Raw genomic sequence first — 16,228 nt, forward strand, 5'->3', positions numbered from 1 at the left:
TGAGTTTGCGCAAGTAACTGCTTTGGCTGCTTCCTTTGAAGAGAAGCGCTTTGAAGACAGGCGTTTTGAAGATGAGTGCTTTGTGGATGATTGTTGTTCATAAAAGCCTCCTGCGGCGATATTCCAACGATGGCGTTGTAATGAATATCGGCGTCAGCCACTGAATCATGGCTGAATAAGAAGTTTCTAATTTATACCCGCGCGGGACGCCGCAAAGTTGCCCACTACCAGTTGGCGTACTGCCGCTGACGCGGCGAGTAGCGCCCTACGCAAAGGTATGTTTTTTTTAATGAAAAATGTCGTCGGCGTACTGCCGCTGACGCGGCGAGTAGCGCCCTACACAAGCATCTGTTTTGGAGAGGAAATTGTAGGGCGTACTCGCCGAAGGCAGTACGCCGTCATGTAAAGCAGCGCTAAAGCGGCGGATCTGGTTGTCTATTGGCTCCATAACGCCGGATCCAGCCGGTAATATTGTTTCAGTTGTTGATAAAGCGCCGGATGTTGCAGCTGAAATATCTGGCCTTGTTCGAAAAAGACTTCGGTGATCACGGCAAAAAACTCCGCCGGATTGGTGGCGGCGTAAGGGTCAAATAACGAAGGTAAGCCTTGCGCCAAACGCTGTTGCAGTGCCTGAAATTCGCTGCCCAAAACCTTGCTCCAGACGCGGTATGCTTCAGTGCTGGCTAGAAAGGGCGCCCCATTGGCGGCGCCATTTTCTTGATCCAGTTGATGCGCGAATTCATGCAGCACCACATTATGACCATCAGTTGGATCGGCAGCGCCGTGTTGACTGTCCGGCCAGGACAACACCACTTTGCCTTGTTGCCAGGATTCGCCAAGCCTGATTTGCACCTGTTCATGCACCACTCCCGCCGCATCAGGCTGGGTTTGTGGCACCTGATAAGCCGCCGGATAGACCAGAATCGTCTTTAAATTCGGGAACAGTTGCGTCGGGCGATTGAGCATTAATAAACAAGCTTGTGCGGCAATATTGATACGGATTTCGTCGGTAATTTCCAGCCCTTCACAACCGATAAATTGTTTTTCGGCCAGAAACAGCTGAATTAGTTTTTTCAGTCGCAGTTGCAAATCGGCCGGTAAGGCGTGAAAGAGCGGCAACTGCTGTTTGAGTATTTTGCGCCAGCGGGTGGGGAAAGGGGTCGCGGCAATCCGTTGTGTTCGAAGCGATTGCCGCCAAACTGGCGACAGCAGCCAACCCATCATCAGGCACATAACGACTAAAATAATTGCGGTTTGCCAGTTCATTCAAAACCTACTCCCGGGAAACTCTGCCCACTGCAGCGCTGCTCCTTCAGAAATGGGAGATTGGCCGACCTTTTTCAAGGGGGACGGCTTTGCTGTGCAAAAGCCGCTACTTTTAACACGCAAATTGCTAAATCCTTGTATACACTGTAGGCAGTGTCATTTTCGGAACCTGCTATGAAGATTTTCCAATTACAACAACAACTTTCCATCGCGCAAACCATTTTGCGGCAACTGCGGGACCCGCAAATTCAGCAAGATCGCTGGCGTTTCCGGCAAAATTTACAACGGTTGGGCGCATTGTTGGCGTATGAAGTCTCAAAACAGCTGCCTTATCAGCAAGCTACCCTGCAAACCGGTCTTGGCAGCGCCACCGTTGCCAATTTGGAGCAACAACCGGTGCTGATTTGTGTGATGCGCGCCGGTTTGCCGTTTTATGAAGGTTTTCTACAAATGTTCGATCAGGCTGACAGTGGTTTTGTCGGCGCTTATCGCCAGGAAGGCGCCAATGCCAGCGAACTGGATATTTTCTTAGGCTACAGCGCCGCGCCGGAAATTGCCGGACGGGATTTAATTTTAATTGATCCAATGCTCGCCACGGGTTCGTCATTGCTAAAAGTGTGGGAGCTATTAAAACGGCATGGTGAACCTCGTAGTTTACATATTGCCGCCGCCATTGCTGCGCCTGAAGGATTGGCGCTATTGCAGCAACAGCTTGGATTTCCGACCTCGTTCTGGCTGGGTGCTGTGGATCAGTGCCTGAACGAGCAAGCCTATATTGTACCTGGGCTGGGGGATGCCGGTGACCTTTGTTATGGACGCAAGGAATAACATGAGTCTTTGCCTGTGAACAGCGAACCTTCGTCGCCAGCTGCGCTTAACCTCAGCCTTCCCATCCAGCCAGCGTCTGGTCATGGCTGGCGGTTGTGGTTTAGCCGGCATAACTGGCTGACCTGGCTTGGACTGTGTTTTATTTTACCCCTGGTCATTTATTACTGGCAGCACTACAGCGACCATCTTCGTCAGCAACAACAGGCGGTGTTTCAACAACATGCCGACAGGATTGAACAAGAACTGCAACAACGGCTCAAGCACATTGAACTGCTGCTCGGCGCCAATGCGGCTTATGTGTCATCGTCGGAGTACGTGAGCCAGGCCGAATGGCAACATTATGTCGAGAGCTTAAAGTTACAGCAGCTTTATCCGGGCATTCAGGCACTTGGCGTGGTCAGTTATCGGCGGGCAGTCGAATTACCGGTATTGCTGGGGCAGTTGAACCTCGAATTGCAACGGCGGCAGGAGTTAGCGCAATCGGCGGCGACTGTCACTTTACATCCGGCCGGGGATCGCTCGCACTATGCCATCGTCAGTCATATTCAGCCTGCGACAGCACAAAACCGCAAAGTGCTGGGTTATGACATGCTGACCAATCCACTGCGAACGCAAACTGCGATGCGCGCCGCCAGTCTGAATCAACCCGCCATTACCGCCAAAGTCGCGCTGCAACAAGATGGCGGACGTACAGAGCAACCGGGTTTGGTGTTGATGTTGCCGCTTTATCATCACAATGCGCCTTTAACCACCGCTGAGCAAAAACAAGCGGCGTTACTAGGTTTTGTTTATGCGGCATTTCGGGTGCGGGAAATTCTGCCTGCGGCCTGGCACGACTCTGCCACGGTGCTGCCGGATATTCAGTGGTCAAGTGGCTTGGAGGAAGACTCGTCACAGTTGCTATTTGCAAGCCGCAGCGAACATGTTGTTGCATCACCTTCAGCCTCGACTGCTGATCCGAAGTCGCCTTCGGTGGCGTTACAGCAACACCGTCATCTGGATTGGTACGGCCAACCTTTTGTGCTACATATTCAAAATAATCAGCTGTTCGAGCGTACATGGTTGCCGCTGGCTGAATATGAATTGGTGTTGCTGGCTTCTGCTGCATTAGTGCTGCTGTTTTTATTGTTAAGTCATCTGAATTTGCGCCGTTATCAGGCGGAATGTCACTCCAGCCAGTTGCAGCAGCATGTGCAGCAACAACGGCAACTGTTGTTGCTGGACGAGCAGCGGCAAAGTCTGGCGCTAAAAGCAAGCCAACTGGCCTGGTTCGAGTTCGATTTACGCACTGGCGGTGCCTTTTATGCCGATATCTGGTGGCGAATGTTCGACTTTGCTGCGCCGCAGCTAAACCCTGAGCCACAGCAGTTGTTTGATTTGCTGCATCCATCGGCGCTGGCGCTGTTTCGGCAGGATTTACAACGGTTACTGGCGCATGGCCCGGATCAGGATCAGCAGCATTACCGGTTTGTCAGCCGACAGGGACGGCAGTTGTATTGTCTGGTGCATTTTTATGTGGTGCGGGCGGCAGAAGGCGATGCAATCCGCCTGTGTTGCACCATGCAGGATCAGACGCTGCAACAGCAGCAAACCGAGCAGCGCCGCCAACTGGCCGTCTTGTGTCAGCTGGACCTGAGCCAGGCATTGTCCCTGCAATCGGTTGTGACTTTAACCACTGACTTTGAACCATTTTTACAGCAACACTGGCGCTGGTTACTGCAGTTTTACTGCGCGGCGCTTGCCGATACGGATGCTGCGCAGCATCCAACGACCACTTCTCAGCCGCTACAACCGCCATTAGAACAAATCATCCAGCTGATTGCCGATGTAGTACAGCTCTATCAGCCGCAAGCCAGCGCCAACAATCTGCAGCTGATTTGGCAGCCGCAATCGATCAGCGAACTGTTAAAACTAGACCGCCATCGTGGCTGGCAAATGGCCTGCGGCTTATTGGAACTGGCTTGTGCGCTCGCCAAGCCGGGCACTGCCGTGACGCTGGAACTGCTGCCATTTCAGACCCGCCTGACCTTCCGGCTGCAATTGCAGCTGAGTGACGCGGCGGCACCACAATGTGCCCAAGATCTGGCGGCGCTGGCATTACATCCGTTGCAAGCCACCACGATACTGCAACAACGACTGCAAGCGGCAAGGTTCTGGGCAGCGCAGCTGGGTGGCGAATTTAGTTATCAGCAAGCCCTAGCTCAGGGTCTAACTCCAGATCAACAATCACCGCCACAACAGCTGAGTTTACAGCTGCAGTTTCCGACAGCCGGTTAAACTTGCTGTTTTGCTGGTTTTCGCAAGCGATACCAAACCCAGCCGGTACTGATGATCACCAGCGGTAAACTCAAAGCTTGCAAAATTTGCAGCGGCAACGGCGGATAAAATGCGGCTAGCGATGTCAGTGCTTTATCTAATAGTTGCACCGCGTAATAACAAATTGCCACTGTCGATAACCGTTCCACCGCTGTTTGCAGGTGCAATTGTTGGCGGGCCCGTTTATCCATTGACGCCAATAATGCGGTATTTTGCCGCTCTAACTGTAAATTAATTCGGGTGCGAAGCAATTCGGTCGAACGCCCGAGCCGGTTGGATAAACTGCGCTGACGACTGAGGACCGACTGCGCGGTGCGAAAGGCCGGGGTGAGCCTGCGCTCTGAAAAATCCTGTAACGACATTAGTCCAGCCAGCGGTGTTTCGCGCAGTGCTTTAAGCCGATCCAGCGTCAGCTGATAATAGGCGGCGCTCGCTTCGAGTCTGGCGCTGTTGTTGGCAATCAGATGTTCGGTTTGTGCCGCCATCTGACTGATTTCCTGCAATAGTTGCTCGTCCGAGCCTTGTTTTTGCTCGATGCGGTGGGTGATATCCGACAGCTGCTGTTCTAGTTGATGCAGTTGATGCACTGCCTGGCGTGTTAACGGCCAACCTAACAGACTGAGTTTGCGATAGTTTCCTAAATCAAATAGCTGCTGGACTAACCGCGCCAGTGCGCTTGGCGATAATCCTTCATCCTGCACCAACATCCGGCCAGAGCCTTCCGGGTGTTTGCGAAAATCAGTCCAAATGCGCGCTTGATTACTGGCGACCAGGCTGGAAATGCAGTGCTCAGCGGCAAACAAACCGGCAATTTCCGGTTCAGACTTGATACTGCTCGACGGCAGCACAATCAGCTGCACCACTCTGAATAACTGGCCTGGCAGCTCGCTGAACCAGTGTAAATCCGGGAGCAATTGCATTGGATCCACAAAGCTGGCGCTGGCACCGGGGTGAATAAAACTGTAAGTCGAAAACTCGCTGTGCCGCTCCCAGCGCAGCTGAATGTCGCCTAATTGCAGTTCTAAGTCGGTGTCACCTTCTTGTAATTCAATGCCATATTGTCTGGCCCGTTGTTGCATCAGCTGAAACTCGGCGCTGCGTGAGCTGCCGTTGAGCGTCAGCATAAAATGGCAGATGCGGCAGGGCGCCGTCAGCGCCTTAAAAAAGCGCTGTTGCAGTTCTTTTTCCAATAAATCACGTTGCGGGTGGTTGCGTAGCCATAATTCCGACATCATTGACACTCCTTGAATTGCGCCGCTTGCAGCCAACTGCTGGCATGGCGCCAGTCTAGCGATGCCAGATGGCAGTCTCGCGACAATGTCTGAGAACTGCGCTGCAATGGCTATACCAGTAATGGCTTGAGTTAAGTCATTGAGTTTTAATTGATTTAAAGTTTTTAATTTTGTTCTGCGGGTCATTTGCCTGCAAATTGCGCAGTAAAGCACAAAAGCAGTGCAAAAATTGTGGTTTTTTTATGGCCGGATGGTTTGCAGCCAAGGACTGTTGGCGTAAAGTCTCCGCAATTAAGATGAAGTTAAAGCAATTGTTTGCTGTTCAGAGGTTACCCGTGATCCCGGTTGAGTTAATTTTAATCCTGTTAAGTCCGATTTTTTTTCTGTTTATCGCCTTTGAGTGGTACCAGTCTGAACGCAAACGGCAATCCGTTTATCATTGGCGTGACAGCCTGGCCAATCTGGGACTGGCGGCGATGCACCAGGCCGGTGATGCGCTCTCTTTATTGTTGTTATTGCCGTTTTTCTTCTGGCTTAGCCAGTTTGCGCTGTATTCGTTGTCGTTTAATCTGACCAATTTAGTGCTGTTGTTTATCCTGCAGGACTTTCTCTATTACTGGTTTCATCGCGCTTCGCATCAAATTCGTTGGTTGTGGGCTTCGCATGTGGTGCATCACAGCTCCAGGTTGATGAATTTCAGTACTGCCTTTCGCCAAAGTCTGACCTATCCGATTTCCGGCATGTGGTTATTCTGGACACCGCTGGTGTTGCTCGGTTTTGACGTGCAGCTGGTGCTGGCAGTGGTGGCGATTAATCTGGCGTTTCAATTTTTCGTGCATACCCGCTGGGGGGCCGACTGGGGCCTATTAGGGTTGGTGTTGAACACACCAGCATGGCATCGGGTGCACCATGCCTGTAACCCTTTGTATATCGACAAAAATTACGCCGGCGTGTTGGTGATTTGGGACCGAATGTTTGGTACTTTTCAACCGGAAGTGGCCGAAGTGCCTTGTGTTTATGGCATCACCGAAGATTTTGAGTCGGTCAATCCGCTGACCATTACCTTTTTTGAGTGGCGGCGGATGTGGCAGGAATTGCGACAACCAAAGACCGCAGGCGCCAAATCCAAACTGCACATTTTATTTGGCCCGCCCAAAGGCCGTTCTGAAGTAGTATCAGGTAACGAAGCTGGTAGGCAACTCCATGATTAATATGACGTTATTATCGGTGTTTATTCCGACTTTTTTGTTTGTTTCTATCACCCCAGGCCTTTGTATGACGTTGTCGATGACGCTCGGCATTAGCCTTGGCGTGCGGCGCACCTTATGGATGATGTGGGGCGAAATGCTTGGCGTGGCGCTGGTGGCAACGTCGGCGGTGCTCGGGGTTGCAGCAATCTTGCTTGGAATGCCGCAACTGCTGGTGGCGTTTAAATGGCTGGGTGGTGCTTATCTGTGTTATGTCGGGCTGCAAATGTGGCAGTCCAAAGGAAAGTTGGCTATTCCGGCCGCTGGCACTGTGATTGAAGTGTCGCGGCGACAGCTGTTCTGGCAAGGTTTTCTGACTGCGGTTTCCAACCCCAAAGGTTGGGCCTTTCATATGGCGTTATTGCCGCCTTTTATTGATGCTAAATTGCCGTTCTGGCCGCAGTTGGCGGTATTGATGTGCATCATTTTGCTGCTGGAATTTGGTTGTTTGTTGTTGTACGCCAGTGGTGGCAAAGCGCTGCGGCTGATTTTCGCCCAAGAGCACAATGTGCGGTTACTCAACCGCATCGCCGGTAGCCTGATGTTGTTGGTTGGGGTATGGCTGGCGTTATCCTGAGGTTTTCCAGAAGCCTTTGATTTAAGATCAAAGGCTAACTCCCAATGATTGCGCTAATCAAAACGCCAGTTGAGGACCAACTGCAATTGCTGAAAATGCTGCTGTACCGGCCAGCCGTCCCATTGCGCGCGATTGGCCTGATGGCTGTTCAGCCGGCTCCATTCCAGCGCTAACATCAATGTCTCGTTCAAAGGCAACTGCAAATTGACGTTCCAGCCGTGGCCATTGCCGTTATTGTCATCCCCGGGGAACTGATCTTGGTCCTGCTGCTGCCAATGATCATAACGCAGGTTGAACCGGTAATTGCCGCCATCAAAATGCAGCAGACTAAACCAGCTTTGATAATCCAGCACCACCGCTTTTGGGCCCATTTCGGTACTTCCGGTTAAATACTGGCTGACCAGCCGCCAATTTTCGCTGAGTTGTTGTTGCCAGGCCAGACTTTGAAATTGCGTGTCCCAGGCATATTGACCATGACGGAACACCAGCGGATCGCCATTGTTGTCGTAATGATACAGCCGCAGTTCGGTCGTGGATTGATGGGTCCAGTGCAGACCGAGGTAATAGCCGGTGCGATGGTCCAGTTCACGGGTGGGTTGCACCCAGGCCGGTTGTGGCGCCAATAAGCCTTCGCGAATACTGGGGTAATTGGAAAAACGTACTTGTTCACCTAAATTAGTTTGAAATGGGTGACTGGCAAAACCACGCCAGCTGATGATCGATCCCAGTGGATCATTACCCTGAAAGATCCCAACTACGCCTTGCCAGCTGGAACTGGAGTTAAAAAACCGGCCGGGACGGCTGAGGCTTAATTCCAGGCCACGGGCGCGCAGCTCTTCGGCCAGCCAACTATTAATCACTGAAAAATTGCTGCTGTAAGGCGATGACCAGGCGGTGTCGCTATTTTCCAGCGACATCGCCGGGTAAAAATAGCCGGCTTTAGCGCGTAGCCGGTAGCCTTCGATGGGTAAAGGCTGATAGCTAAGCCAGGCTTCGGTGATGCCTAAATCGGCGGTTGGGATGCGATGCCACTGCGCATGGACAGTTCCCGACCAAGCACTGTCGGTATCCATTTGCAGCGCCAGCAGTTGTGGTCCGGCGTGCACGCCACTTTTTTCATAAGGCAGTTGCCCGGTGCCACCTTGCCACCAGGGCTGTAAACCATAGGGTTGCTGCTGCACCTGCATGATACTGAACTCGCCTTTACCTTTGAGCATGATGTTAGGGGTCAGCTCGGCTGCAAGCCCTTGCAACGGCAACGCCCCTATCGCGCACAATGCCGCAGACGGCAGTAAATTCCTCGATAACTTGTTCGGTAACTTTTTCGGGAAGCTTTTCGGTAAAAAAGTTAGTGTATTGATATTTATCATGAATAAGCGCGTCTGACCAAGGAGCAGTCAAGCATAGCAGTTCTGATTGTTGGTACAAAACTGCGCTTGCATGTTTTCAAGCTGACTCCGGCTGTTATACTCGAACATCATCAAAGTTTTTGAAAAGGCGGTTGAACGCTATGTTGTTGAAATTATTAAGTTGTGGGCTGTTGCTGAGCACAACATTATGCCTGGTGGCGCCATTGCAGGCGGCACCACTGCAAATCCGCATTACTGATCAGCAAGGGCAGCCATTGGCAGACGCCGTCGTCGAATTGCTGGATCCAGCCAATAAGGCTTTTCGCAGCAAGCCAGCCGACGTGGCACAACAAGACTTAACTTTCCGGCCTTTTGTTTCGGCAGTGCAGGTAGGCACACCGGTGGACTTCCCGAATCAGGACAAAACCCGCCATCATGTTTATTCCTTTTCACCGGCCAAAGTGTTTGAACTAAAATTGTACGCGGGTAAACCTGAAGCGCCGGTGGTGTTTGATACTCCAGGTATTGTCGCGCTCGGCTGCAATATTCACGATTATATGCAAGCTTATGTTTATGTTGGACAAAGTCCTTTTTTGGCAGTGACGAACGAGCAGGGTATTGCCGAGTTTACTGATGTGCCCGTTGCGGGTTATCAGTTAAAACTCTGGCATCCATGGCAAGATGCGGATGTGGTACCTCAGGCTGTGACTTTGCCGTTAACCGCCGCCGATTTTAAAATTACCGTCACCCGGCAGGAAAAACCAAAACGTCCGAAAAAAGGTTTTGGCAATAATTATTAGCGTCAACGGGGTTGAATCGCCGTATCGGTGGCACCATTTCTGACAGCAGTAAGCATGGTCTGAATTTTTTTGTACGCTTAAGTATACTGAACATTAACCGTCAGCCACAGGTTGACACCAAGGAGAGCAAAAGATGGCAACTGTTACTTTAAAAGGCAACCCAATTACCACGCTGGCTGATTTACCGGCGGTGGGCAGCAAGGCTCCGGATTTTACGCTGACTGGCGCAGGTCTTGCTGATGTGAAACTGGCAGATTTTGCTGGTAAACGTCTGGTGCTGAACATTTTCCCTAGCGTTGACACGCCAACATGCGCCACCTCAGTGCGTAAATTTAATCAGGTGTTAAGCAGCCTGAACAATACCGCGGTGCTAAACATTTCTGCCGATTTACCTTTTGCCCAGGCACGTTTTTGTGGTGCTGAAGGCCTGGAAAATGTATTAAACGGCAGCAGCTTCCGGTCAACTTTTGGCAAAGACTACGGTGTAGTATTCGCAACTGGTCCATTAACCGGTTTGTTGTCCCGCGCAGTGGTGGTGCTGGACGAACAAGGCAAAGTGCTTTATACCGAGCAAGTTGCTGAAACAGCCGATGAACCTTCTTATGAAGCCGCAGTGGCAGCTTTAAATTAAGCTGGTAGCGCCAACTACATAAAACCGGGCCGCAATTGCGGCCCGTTTTTTTGTGTTTTTTTGGAAGTTTACTTTTTGCCGCTCAGATCGTCGTCGGCAATTTTCTGCTCAGCGTCAATGACCGGTGTCGCCATAATGACACTCGCTGGTGCAGGCCAAAAACCACCGGCACTTAACTGACGCCAGGCCCAGGGTAACCAACGTACCAAGGCTGTCGCCAGCCATAATGACCACAACAACATCGCTAGCTGATAACACCAAAGTGGCAACGACCAACTGGTGGCAACAGGCAGTTCGCCGGTTGCAGCATCCTGATACCATTGTAAGTTTTGCAAATAAGAGCCGTTACCGGTTAGGTGCATGTCTGGTTGGGACAGCAAGCCATAAGGAATGGCCAGCAATAAGGCCCCGACAGCGGTCAGCGACAGCAGTAATAAACTCAGTTGTTGCAGGCGGCCCTTCACGCCAATCGGCGGTTGTTGTAGCTGCCCCCTTTTACTTAGACTAAATAGCCACAACGCAATCAACACCGGGATCCATAAACTGACGGTACTGATGCCAGCAAACAATAACAGCCAATGCCTTTTGGTGAGTGGTGATGCGATCACGCGCGCCAACACTACTGCGAGTCCGAGCACCACCAGCAACATGCCCCAGAATAAAATCGCCGGGCCAATGGCAGGTCCTTGCACGGCCCACAACCAACGATCGGGCGGCAACTGCAATTGCAGATAAATATTACCGGCGGCCTGACCTAAATGAAGCTGCGGTGTCTGATGTTGCCAGAACGAATCGCTTGGTTGCTGCCAGTTGATACTGAGTTGTTGAGTGCCGGGCCGGATCGGCAATTGCAATAATGTCGATGCCGGCGCCGGCAACAGGTCGCCATCAGCTTGTAGTTCGGTAACTTCCGCCGCAGCAGGGAGTTGCAAAGTGTAAGTTTGGGCGGTGCTGGCGGTGATATCCAACACCAGTCGCAGCTCGGCACTGCGTTTGCCTTGCTGTTGGCTGAGCAGCGCACGGTGAATGGTGATGGTGTCGCCGGTAATGGCCGGTGGTTGGCTTATTTGTAACTGCAACTGCTCGCCGGGCCAAGGTCGCCACAGCTGAGGCATCGGGCTGGTGGCATCAGCTATGGCCGCAATGCCAGTGCTGCTGATATGCCACTGCGGACCCGCCGCCAGTTGCCACACTTCGGTTAGCTGTGGTTGTGCTGCTGAATCTTCCGCAGTTAACGGCAGTTGCGCTTTCAGTTGCAATTGGTCGGTTTTTGCCAGACGCGATACCCAGCTGACCGAGTATTGATCGGGCGCCAATTGCAGCTGAATTTTGCCATCCAGCACTGTCTGTTTACTGATGGGCGTTTCACCTGGCAGCAGTGGCAACGCAATTTGCAAACTGGCATTGGACTGGCCTTGACGCTCTAAAGTGGAATGCAGCTGCCATTCCAGCCCCAGTTGTAAGCGCCGGGTCAGCACTGCGACTGGTGCAATTGAACTCTGTGACGGATCCAATCGTTGTTGGGTGGCGATTTTACTGGTGCGCTGCAATTGCAGTTGTTTGCGGCTTTCTATTAAGGCAGGTAGATCGTCGGCATGGGTGGTATCGAGGCTCAGACTCCAGCCCTGTAGTTGGCTGGTCAGTTGATGCCAGGGCTGTGCAAACTGCAGATTTAACTGCGAAATATTGCCAACTTCAAGCTTTAGCTCCAACTGGTGTTGGCCTCTGGGCAACAACAACCAATGTTGTTCATCCTCGCTGTATAAAGTTGCCGGAGATTGACCCAGGGTAATTTGACTCAGCAGATGCAGCGCTACCGGTAACGGCCAGGCGGTATCTTGCTGGCTGTGCAAGGTCAGCATCACTATGACTTGATCATCGTTGGCGCTTAGGTGTAGCTTCGAAATACTGCTGCACTGTGGCAGACATTCGGGACGTTTTAGCAGGCGCTGCTCGAGTTCAGCCAATAGCTCGGCATTCGGCAAACTTTGACTGAATGCCGGGCTCGGGCTGAGGGTTGCGGCCAGCAGCAATAACGCCGGTAGCAACGTCGGCAGCAATGACTGGATTGATACAGACACCGAGCCAGGCGCTGGTTTTTGCGCCAACACCTTCCAGTCAACAGCCCATAACTGACGGCTTAACAACCACCAAAACGCCAACGCCAACAGTACCGTCACCAGCGAACCCAACCGGTTTAACCAGGCTGGCACCAGATACAACTGCGTTTGTTCTTCTGCCAGAACCGGACCTTGCCAGCGCAAGGTCACCGTTTGCCACTGCCATTCTGGCCGGGCGGGGCCGGTCTGGATCCGCGCGGTTGGATCCTGGGCAAAGGATGGCGTGGGTAGTGGTTCAGCTAAGTTTTTGCTCAGTTTCTGATATTCATTGACCGCAACCGAACTCATGGCACCAGCGACACTCGCCACCGGCGGTGCGGCTGCAACCTCTTGTTGAGCCATTTTTGCGGTGGCCTGACGCTCGGCACGTTCATAAGAAGCGCCCTGTTGCTCGTCGGTGTTTGCACTGTTCTGATATTGAATACTGTGCCATGGTTTTTCCAATTGCGGGTAAATTGCCAGCCGGATTTGATCAATCGCAAACGGCAATAACAGCAACAATAACATCACCGCACAGAGCTGGCTGGCCCGTTGTAGCCATGTCAATACGCGGCCAGAGGCAATTTTTAACAGCGCCAATAACGACACCAACACCAGCCACAACCATTGCGGCGCATCAGCACGTTGGTAGAGCAGCAACATGCAACTGAATGCCAATAGCGCCAATGGCCAGCCAAACATCCGGCCGCAGGCGGTGGTTAACAGCAACACAAAAAAGATGTCCCATAAGGTCCAGTTTTGGATATAACCACCGTAAATTTCATCGGCGCCGGTGGCGGTAAATAAGGACCAGCCAGGTGGCAATTGCAACTGCATTTCAACGTTCGAAAACCTGGCTTGCCAACCGCTGACCGGCAAGGTTGCCGGCATGGATGCGGATAAAGGCACTGTGCTCACTGTGGTCAGTTGTAGCGGGTTTTGTCTTAATTCAACCCCAGGTTGTTGTGGTGGTAATTGCGTAATCAGCTGTGGTTCACCCGACAGTTCGGCGCGGCCGAGTTGATAGGGGGCCATCACTGATAAGCGGCTGCTGCTGGCTAATTCGCCGCTCAGCGTATCTGCGACCGTCAGCGTGTCGCCATTAAAATTAAGCCAGGCGGTTTTGCTCAGTTGCAGTTGATCCTGACTTTGGGTGGCGCCGCGGCTTTGTTGTTCTAATTGCAGACTGCCACCAGCGCTCAGTTGATACAACGGATATTGCCGCCAGTGCTGTGGCGCCTGGGTTTGATTTGGGTCGAGGGCTGGTGCGCCGCTGATCCGCACGGTACGAAGTTCAGGTGCGGCAGCAAAGGCCAGAATTTCAGTGTCGGGCCATGGTGCTTTCGCTCCTGGTAGCGTCAGATTTGCGACAGGGGTAAAACTTTGACTGACCAGTTCAACCTGAAAACGACCTGGCTGCAATTGCAGTCGCAACTGACCATCGGCATTGAGCAAAGCCGGTAATTCACTGCTCAGTGTCAACGCCTGAAATGAGGGTAACAAGGCGCCGGATAATTCGATTTCACGGGAATTGCCGCTGACATCAAGTTGCAGCACTGTGGTGAGCCGCGCCGGAATATGATCTTCCAGCAGTCGAAACACCTGAATTTGCAATTGATCCTGCGCCAGATCGGCGCTTTGCTGAGCACTTGGCTGTAACCAGAGCTGGCGTCCTAATCTTTTGGGCTGAGCGACCTTTTGCTGCTGCCACTGCAGTTGCAAAATGCCGCTTTGGGTTGGGATCTGCAGATATTCAGGCGCTTGCTGCCAGTCAAATTTGCCGGTTAATCGCCAGTTGCCATCAGTGAGCCAGATTTGCGGTTCACCATTGAGATCACGAATGGCCGGTGTGCTCTCTTCGTTCATCCCATTGCGGGCGACAACTTCTTGTGGCCAATGCCGTACATCGCCCGGCAAGGTGATCCAGCCTTGTTGAAATAACTGCAGATTGATGCTGAATTCGGCACCGGCGGGGCTTGCCTCAATGCGGGTCTGACCCACCCATAAACATTGTTGCTCCTCACCATCCAGCCACGGACAAGGATGATTTGGATGCTTTGCCAGCACCCAGGCCTGCCAGGGTTGTAGTGCCGCTGGAATTTGCCCGGCAATAGTGCTGTTTTGCAGCTGACTGGTGGTGGATGTTTGGGCCAACGCCGAAAAGCTAAGTAAGCTGCTCATGAGCGATGCCAGCAGCACGCGGCTGAGCAAGTGTGATAATTTTTGCCAAAGCGGATGGTTAAATCTAAGAAATGCCACAACAGCCAACATGGGTGAATCCTTCCTGAGCATAAGGGCACTGCGTTGCCAGTGCCGGTTGATGTCACTAAGCAACCATAAGAACGCAACCATAATATAGCATTGATTTTTATATAGATAACCAGATTGTTGGCGGTGATCGTTACTGGGAATTTACATTTTTTCGTGAAGCCTAATCAGAGTAGTGTCAGCGCACAGTTGTTATCTTTTAGAAAAGGTCTTGATTCAGGAATAACTGATGCAGCTCAGGTAGATGCAGCTAAGTTCGCTAAAAATAAGCGCATTAACCAGCTTTGTTCAAAAATATTCACTGGAATATAAAAATAAAATAGAGTACAAATGTGCGCTGAAATTTTCAGGTGCAGCCTTATGACGTCATTTTCGACCCCGCAACCCAAGCGGTTAAACCAACAGATCACCAAGAAATCCGCCACAGCTGCGGCCTTGTGGCAACAGTGCTGGCGTTGGTGTTGCCAAGTGGCGTTGGTGCAACCTTCGCTGCTCAGTTATCTCGAGCCGCTGATCCGGCTGGTGCGACCCACATTCCGGGCGCATGTAAGCCACGCCAAACTTGTGCAGATACAGCAGCACGGCAACTTCCTGCATCTGACGTTACGACCTGGCGGTCGTTGGCAGGGTTTTATTCCAGGGCAACATCTGCAATTGGTGCTGGAAATTAATGGCCGTGCTATCAGTCGTACTTTTAGTATCAGCTCGTCACTGCAGCTGTTTTTAGAGCAAGGGCTGATCACACTGACCATTCAGCAGCAGCCACAAGGCGTGATCAGCAACCAGTTGCAGCAATTGTCTGAGCCGACAGCAGTTGTGTACTCGTTACCACAATTGCCGATCCACCTGAGTGCTGCACAGGGCTCTTTCACGCTTTCACAACACCAGCCGGCATTGCTACTAGCCGCTGGCTCAGGCATTACGCCGATCCACGCCATGTTAACGTCCATTACCCGGCTGACGCAGCCACTTCGGCTTATTTACAGTTATCGCGGTGCGGATCAGCTGCTGTTTGCTGAAAGTTGGCGGGAATTACAGCAAAAATTTCCGCTGTTGCAGGTACAACTTATTGATACCCAAAGTCGCGGCCGCGTCACAGTTGCCGAAGTGACAGCCTGGTTGTTTCAGCAACCGGATAGTCAGATTTATGTCTGCGGGCCCACTTCATTTAGCCAATCCTGGTTGCACCAGTTAGCGCTACTGAAGGTGCCGCCGGCGAATATCAAGCAGGAGTCTTTTGGTCTCGGGGCTTTGCGTCCAGAGAATGGCGCTCAAAGCTTACATCCCATCAGGGTAACTTTGGCCGCACAACAGCTGACCGTGCAAAGCGGCGACGGCAGTTTATTGCAAAGCCTGGAAGCGGCAGGTCTGGACCCGGCTTATGGCTGTCGACGCGGCATCTGTATGCAGTGTCTTTGCCAGAAAAGTCAGGGGGTGGTGCGTAATCTGGTCACCGGCGAAACGTCGGATGCCGGACCAGGCCAAATCCAGTTATGTATCAGTCAGCCGCTTTCTGCGGTTGAACTGAACTTTGTTTGAACGTGCTTTCTAACGGTCGCAATGACCACAGGCGAGCCGCTAAAAATGTGCAGAATTTAATCTCGGAATAAGCAGA

Annotated in this window: 11 protein-coding genes; 7 read left to right on the forward strand and 4 right to left on the reverse strand. The window is 52.0% G+C overall.

Features of this window, described 5'->3' with window-relative positions:
* Positions 1–435 precede the first annotated feature (435 nt).
* Complete coding sequence (locus EOE67_RS16825; protein ID WP_127700498.1) at positions 436–1,266, reverse strand: M90 family metallopeptidase; 831 nt, start codon at positions 1,264–1,266, stop codon at positions 436–438.
* A 174-nt stretch (positions 1,267–1,440) separates the two neighbouring features.
* Between EOE67_RS16825 and upp the strand changes: the two genes are divergently transcribed.
* Together upp and EOE67_RS16835 are read left to right on the forward strand one after the other, a co-directional pair.
* Complete coding sequence (upp, locus tag EOE67_RS16830; RefSeq protein WP_206099645.1) at positions 1,441–2,094, forward strand: uracil phosphoribosyltransferase; 654 nt, start codon at positions 1,441–1,443, stop codon at positions 2,092–2,094.
* Between the two features lie 15 nt (positions 2,095–2,109).
* Positions 2,110–4,371 carry a CHASE domain-containing protein gene (locus EOE67_RS16835; protein ID WP_164852409.1) on the forward strand — a complete coding sequence of 754 codons (2,262 nt, stop codon included), beginning with the start codon at positions 2,110–2,112 and terminating at the stop codon, positions 4,369–4,371.
* Here the strand turns inward: EOE67_RS16835 and EOE67_RS16840 are convergent.
* The gene (locus tag EOE67_RS16840; RefSeq protein WP_127700542.1) at positions 4,368–5,642 is read right to left on the reverse strand and encodes a DUF3422 family protein; all 1,275 of its coding nucleotides are present in this window, start codon (positions 5,640–5,642) and stop codon (positions 4,368–4,370) included. The two genes, EOE67_RS16835 and EOE67_RS16840, sit on opposite strands and share 4 nt — an antisense overlap.
* Positions 5,643–5,938: 296 nt before the next feature.
* On the opposite strand from EOE67_RS16840, the gene EOE67_RS16845 reads away from it, so the two are divergent.
* Both EOE67_RS16845 and EOE67_RS16850 read left to right on the forward strand, forming a co-directional pair.
* Positions 5,939–6,853: a sterol desaturase family protein gene (locus EOE67_RS16845; protein ID WP_240652855.1), complete on the forward strand. Its 915-nt coding sequence runs from the start codon at positions 5,939–5,941 to the stop codon at positions 6,851–6,853.
* A gap of 1 nt (position 6,854) precedes the next feature.
* Positions 6,855–7,466 carry a LysE family translocator gene (locus EOE67_RS16850; RefSeq protein WP_240652856.1) on the forward strand — a complete coding sequence of 204 codons (612 nt, stop codon included), beginning with the start codon at positions 6,855–6,857 and terminating at the stop codon, positions 7,464–7,466.
* A 53-nt stretch (positions 7,467–7,519) separates the two neighbouring features.
* Here the strand turns inward: EOE67_RS16850 and EOE67_RS16855 are convergent, their stop codons facing one another.
* Positions 7,520–8,719 carry a hypothetical protein gene (locus EOE67_RS16855; protein WP_127700501.1) on the reverse strand — a complete coding sequence of 400 codons (1,200 nt, stop codon included), beginning with the start codon at positions 8,717–8,719 and terminating at the stop codon, positions 7,520–7,522.
* Positions 8,720–8,976: 257 nt separating this feature from the next.
* On the opposite strand from EOE67_RS16855, the gene EOE67_RS16860 reads away from it, so the two are divergent.
* Both EOE67_RS16860 and tpx read left to right on the forward strand, forming a co-directional pair.
* Positions 8,977–9,615 carry a methylamine utilization protein gene (locus EOE67_RS16860; RefSeq protein ID WP_127700502.1) on the forward strand — a complete coding sequence of 213 codons (639 nt, stop codon included), beginning with the start codon at positions 8,977–8,979 and terminating at the stop codon, positions 9,613–9,615.
* 133 nt (positions 9,616–9,748) lie between these two features.
* Positions 9,749–10,246, forward strand: a complete 498-nt coding sequence (gene tpx, locus EOE67_RS16865) for a thiol peroxidase (RefSeq protein ID WP_127700503.1) — start codon at positions 9,749–9,751, stop codon at positions 10,244–10,246.
* Between the two features lie 68 nt (positions 10,247–10,314).
* Here tpx and EOE67_RS16870 read toward each other — a convergent pair whose 3' ends face one another.
* On the reverse strand, positions 10,315–14,526 hold the full coding sequence (locus EOE67_RS16870) for a hypothetical protein (RefSeq protein ID WP_127700504.1): 4,212 nt from the start codon (positions 14,524–14,526) through the stop codon (positions 10,315–10,317).
* A 447-nt stretch (positions 14,527–14,973) separates the two neighbouring features.
* Between EOE67_RS16870 and EOE67_RS16875 the strand changes: the two genes are divergently transcribed.
* On the forward strand, positions 14,974–16,152 hold the full coding sequence (locus EOE67_RS16875) for a flavin reductase family protein (protein ID WP_164852410.1): 1,179 nt from the start codon (positions 14,974–14,976) through the stop codon (positions 16,150–16,152).
* Positions 16,153–16,228: the final 76 nt, after the last annotated feature.

This window comes from Rheinheimera riviphila, from assembly GCF_004005945.1.
Taxonomy (GTDB): domain Bacteria; phylum Pseudomonadota; class Gammaproteobacteria; order Enterobacterales; family Alteromonadaceae; genus Pararheinheimera; species Pararheinheimera riviphila.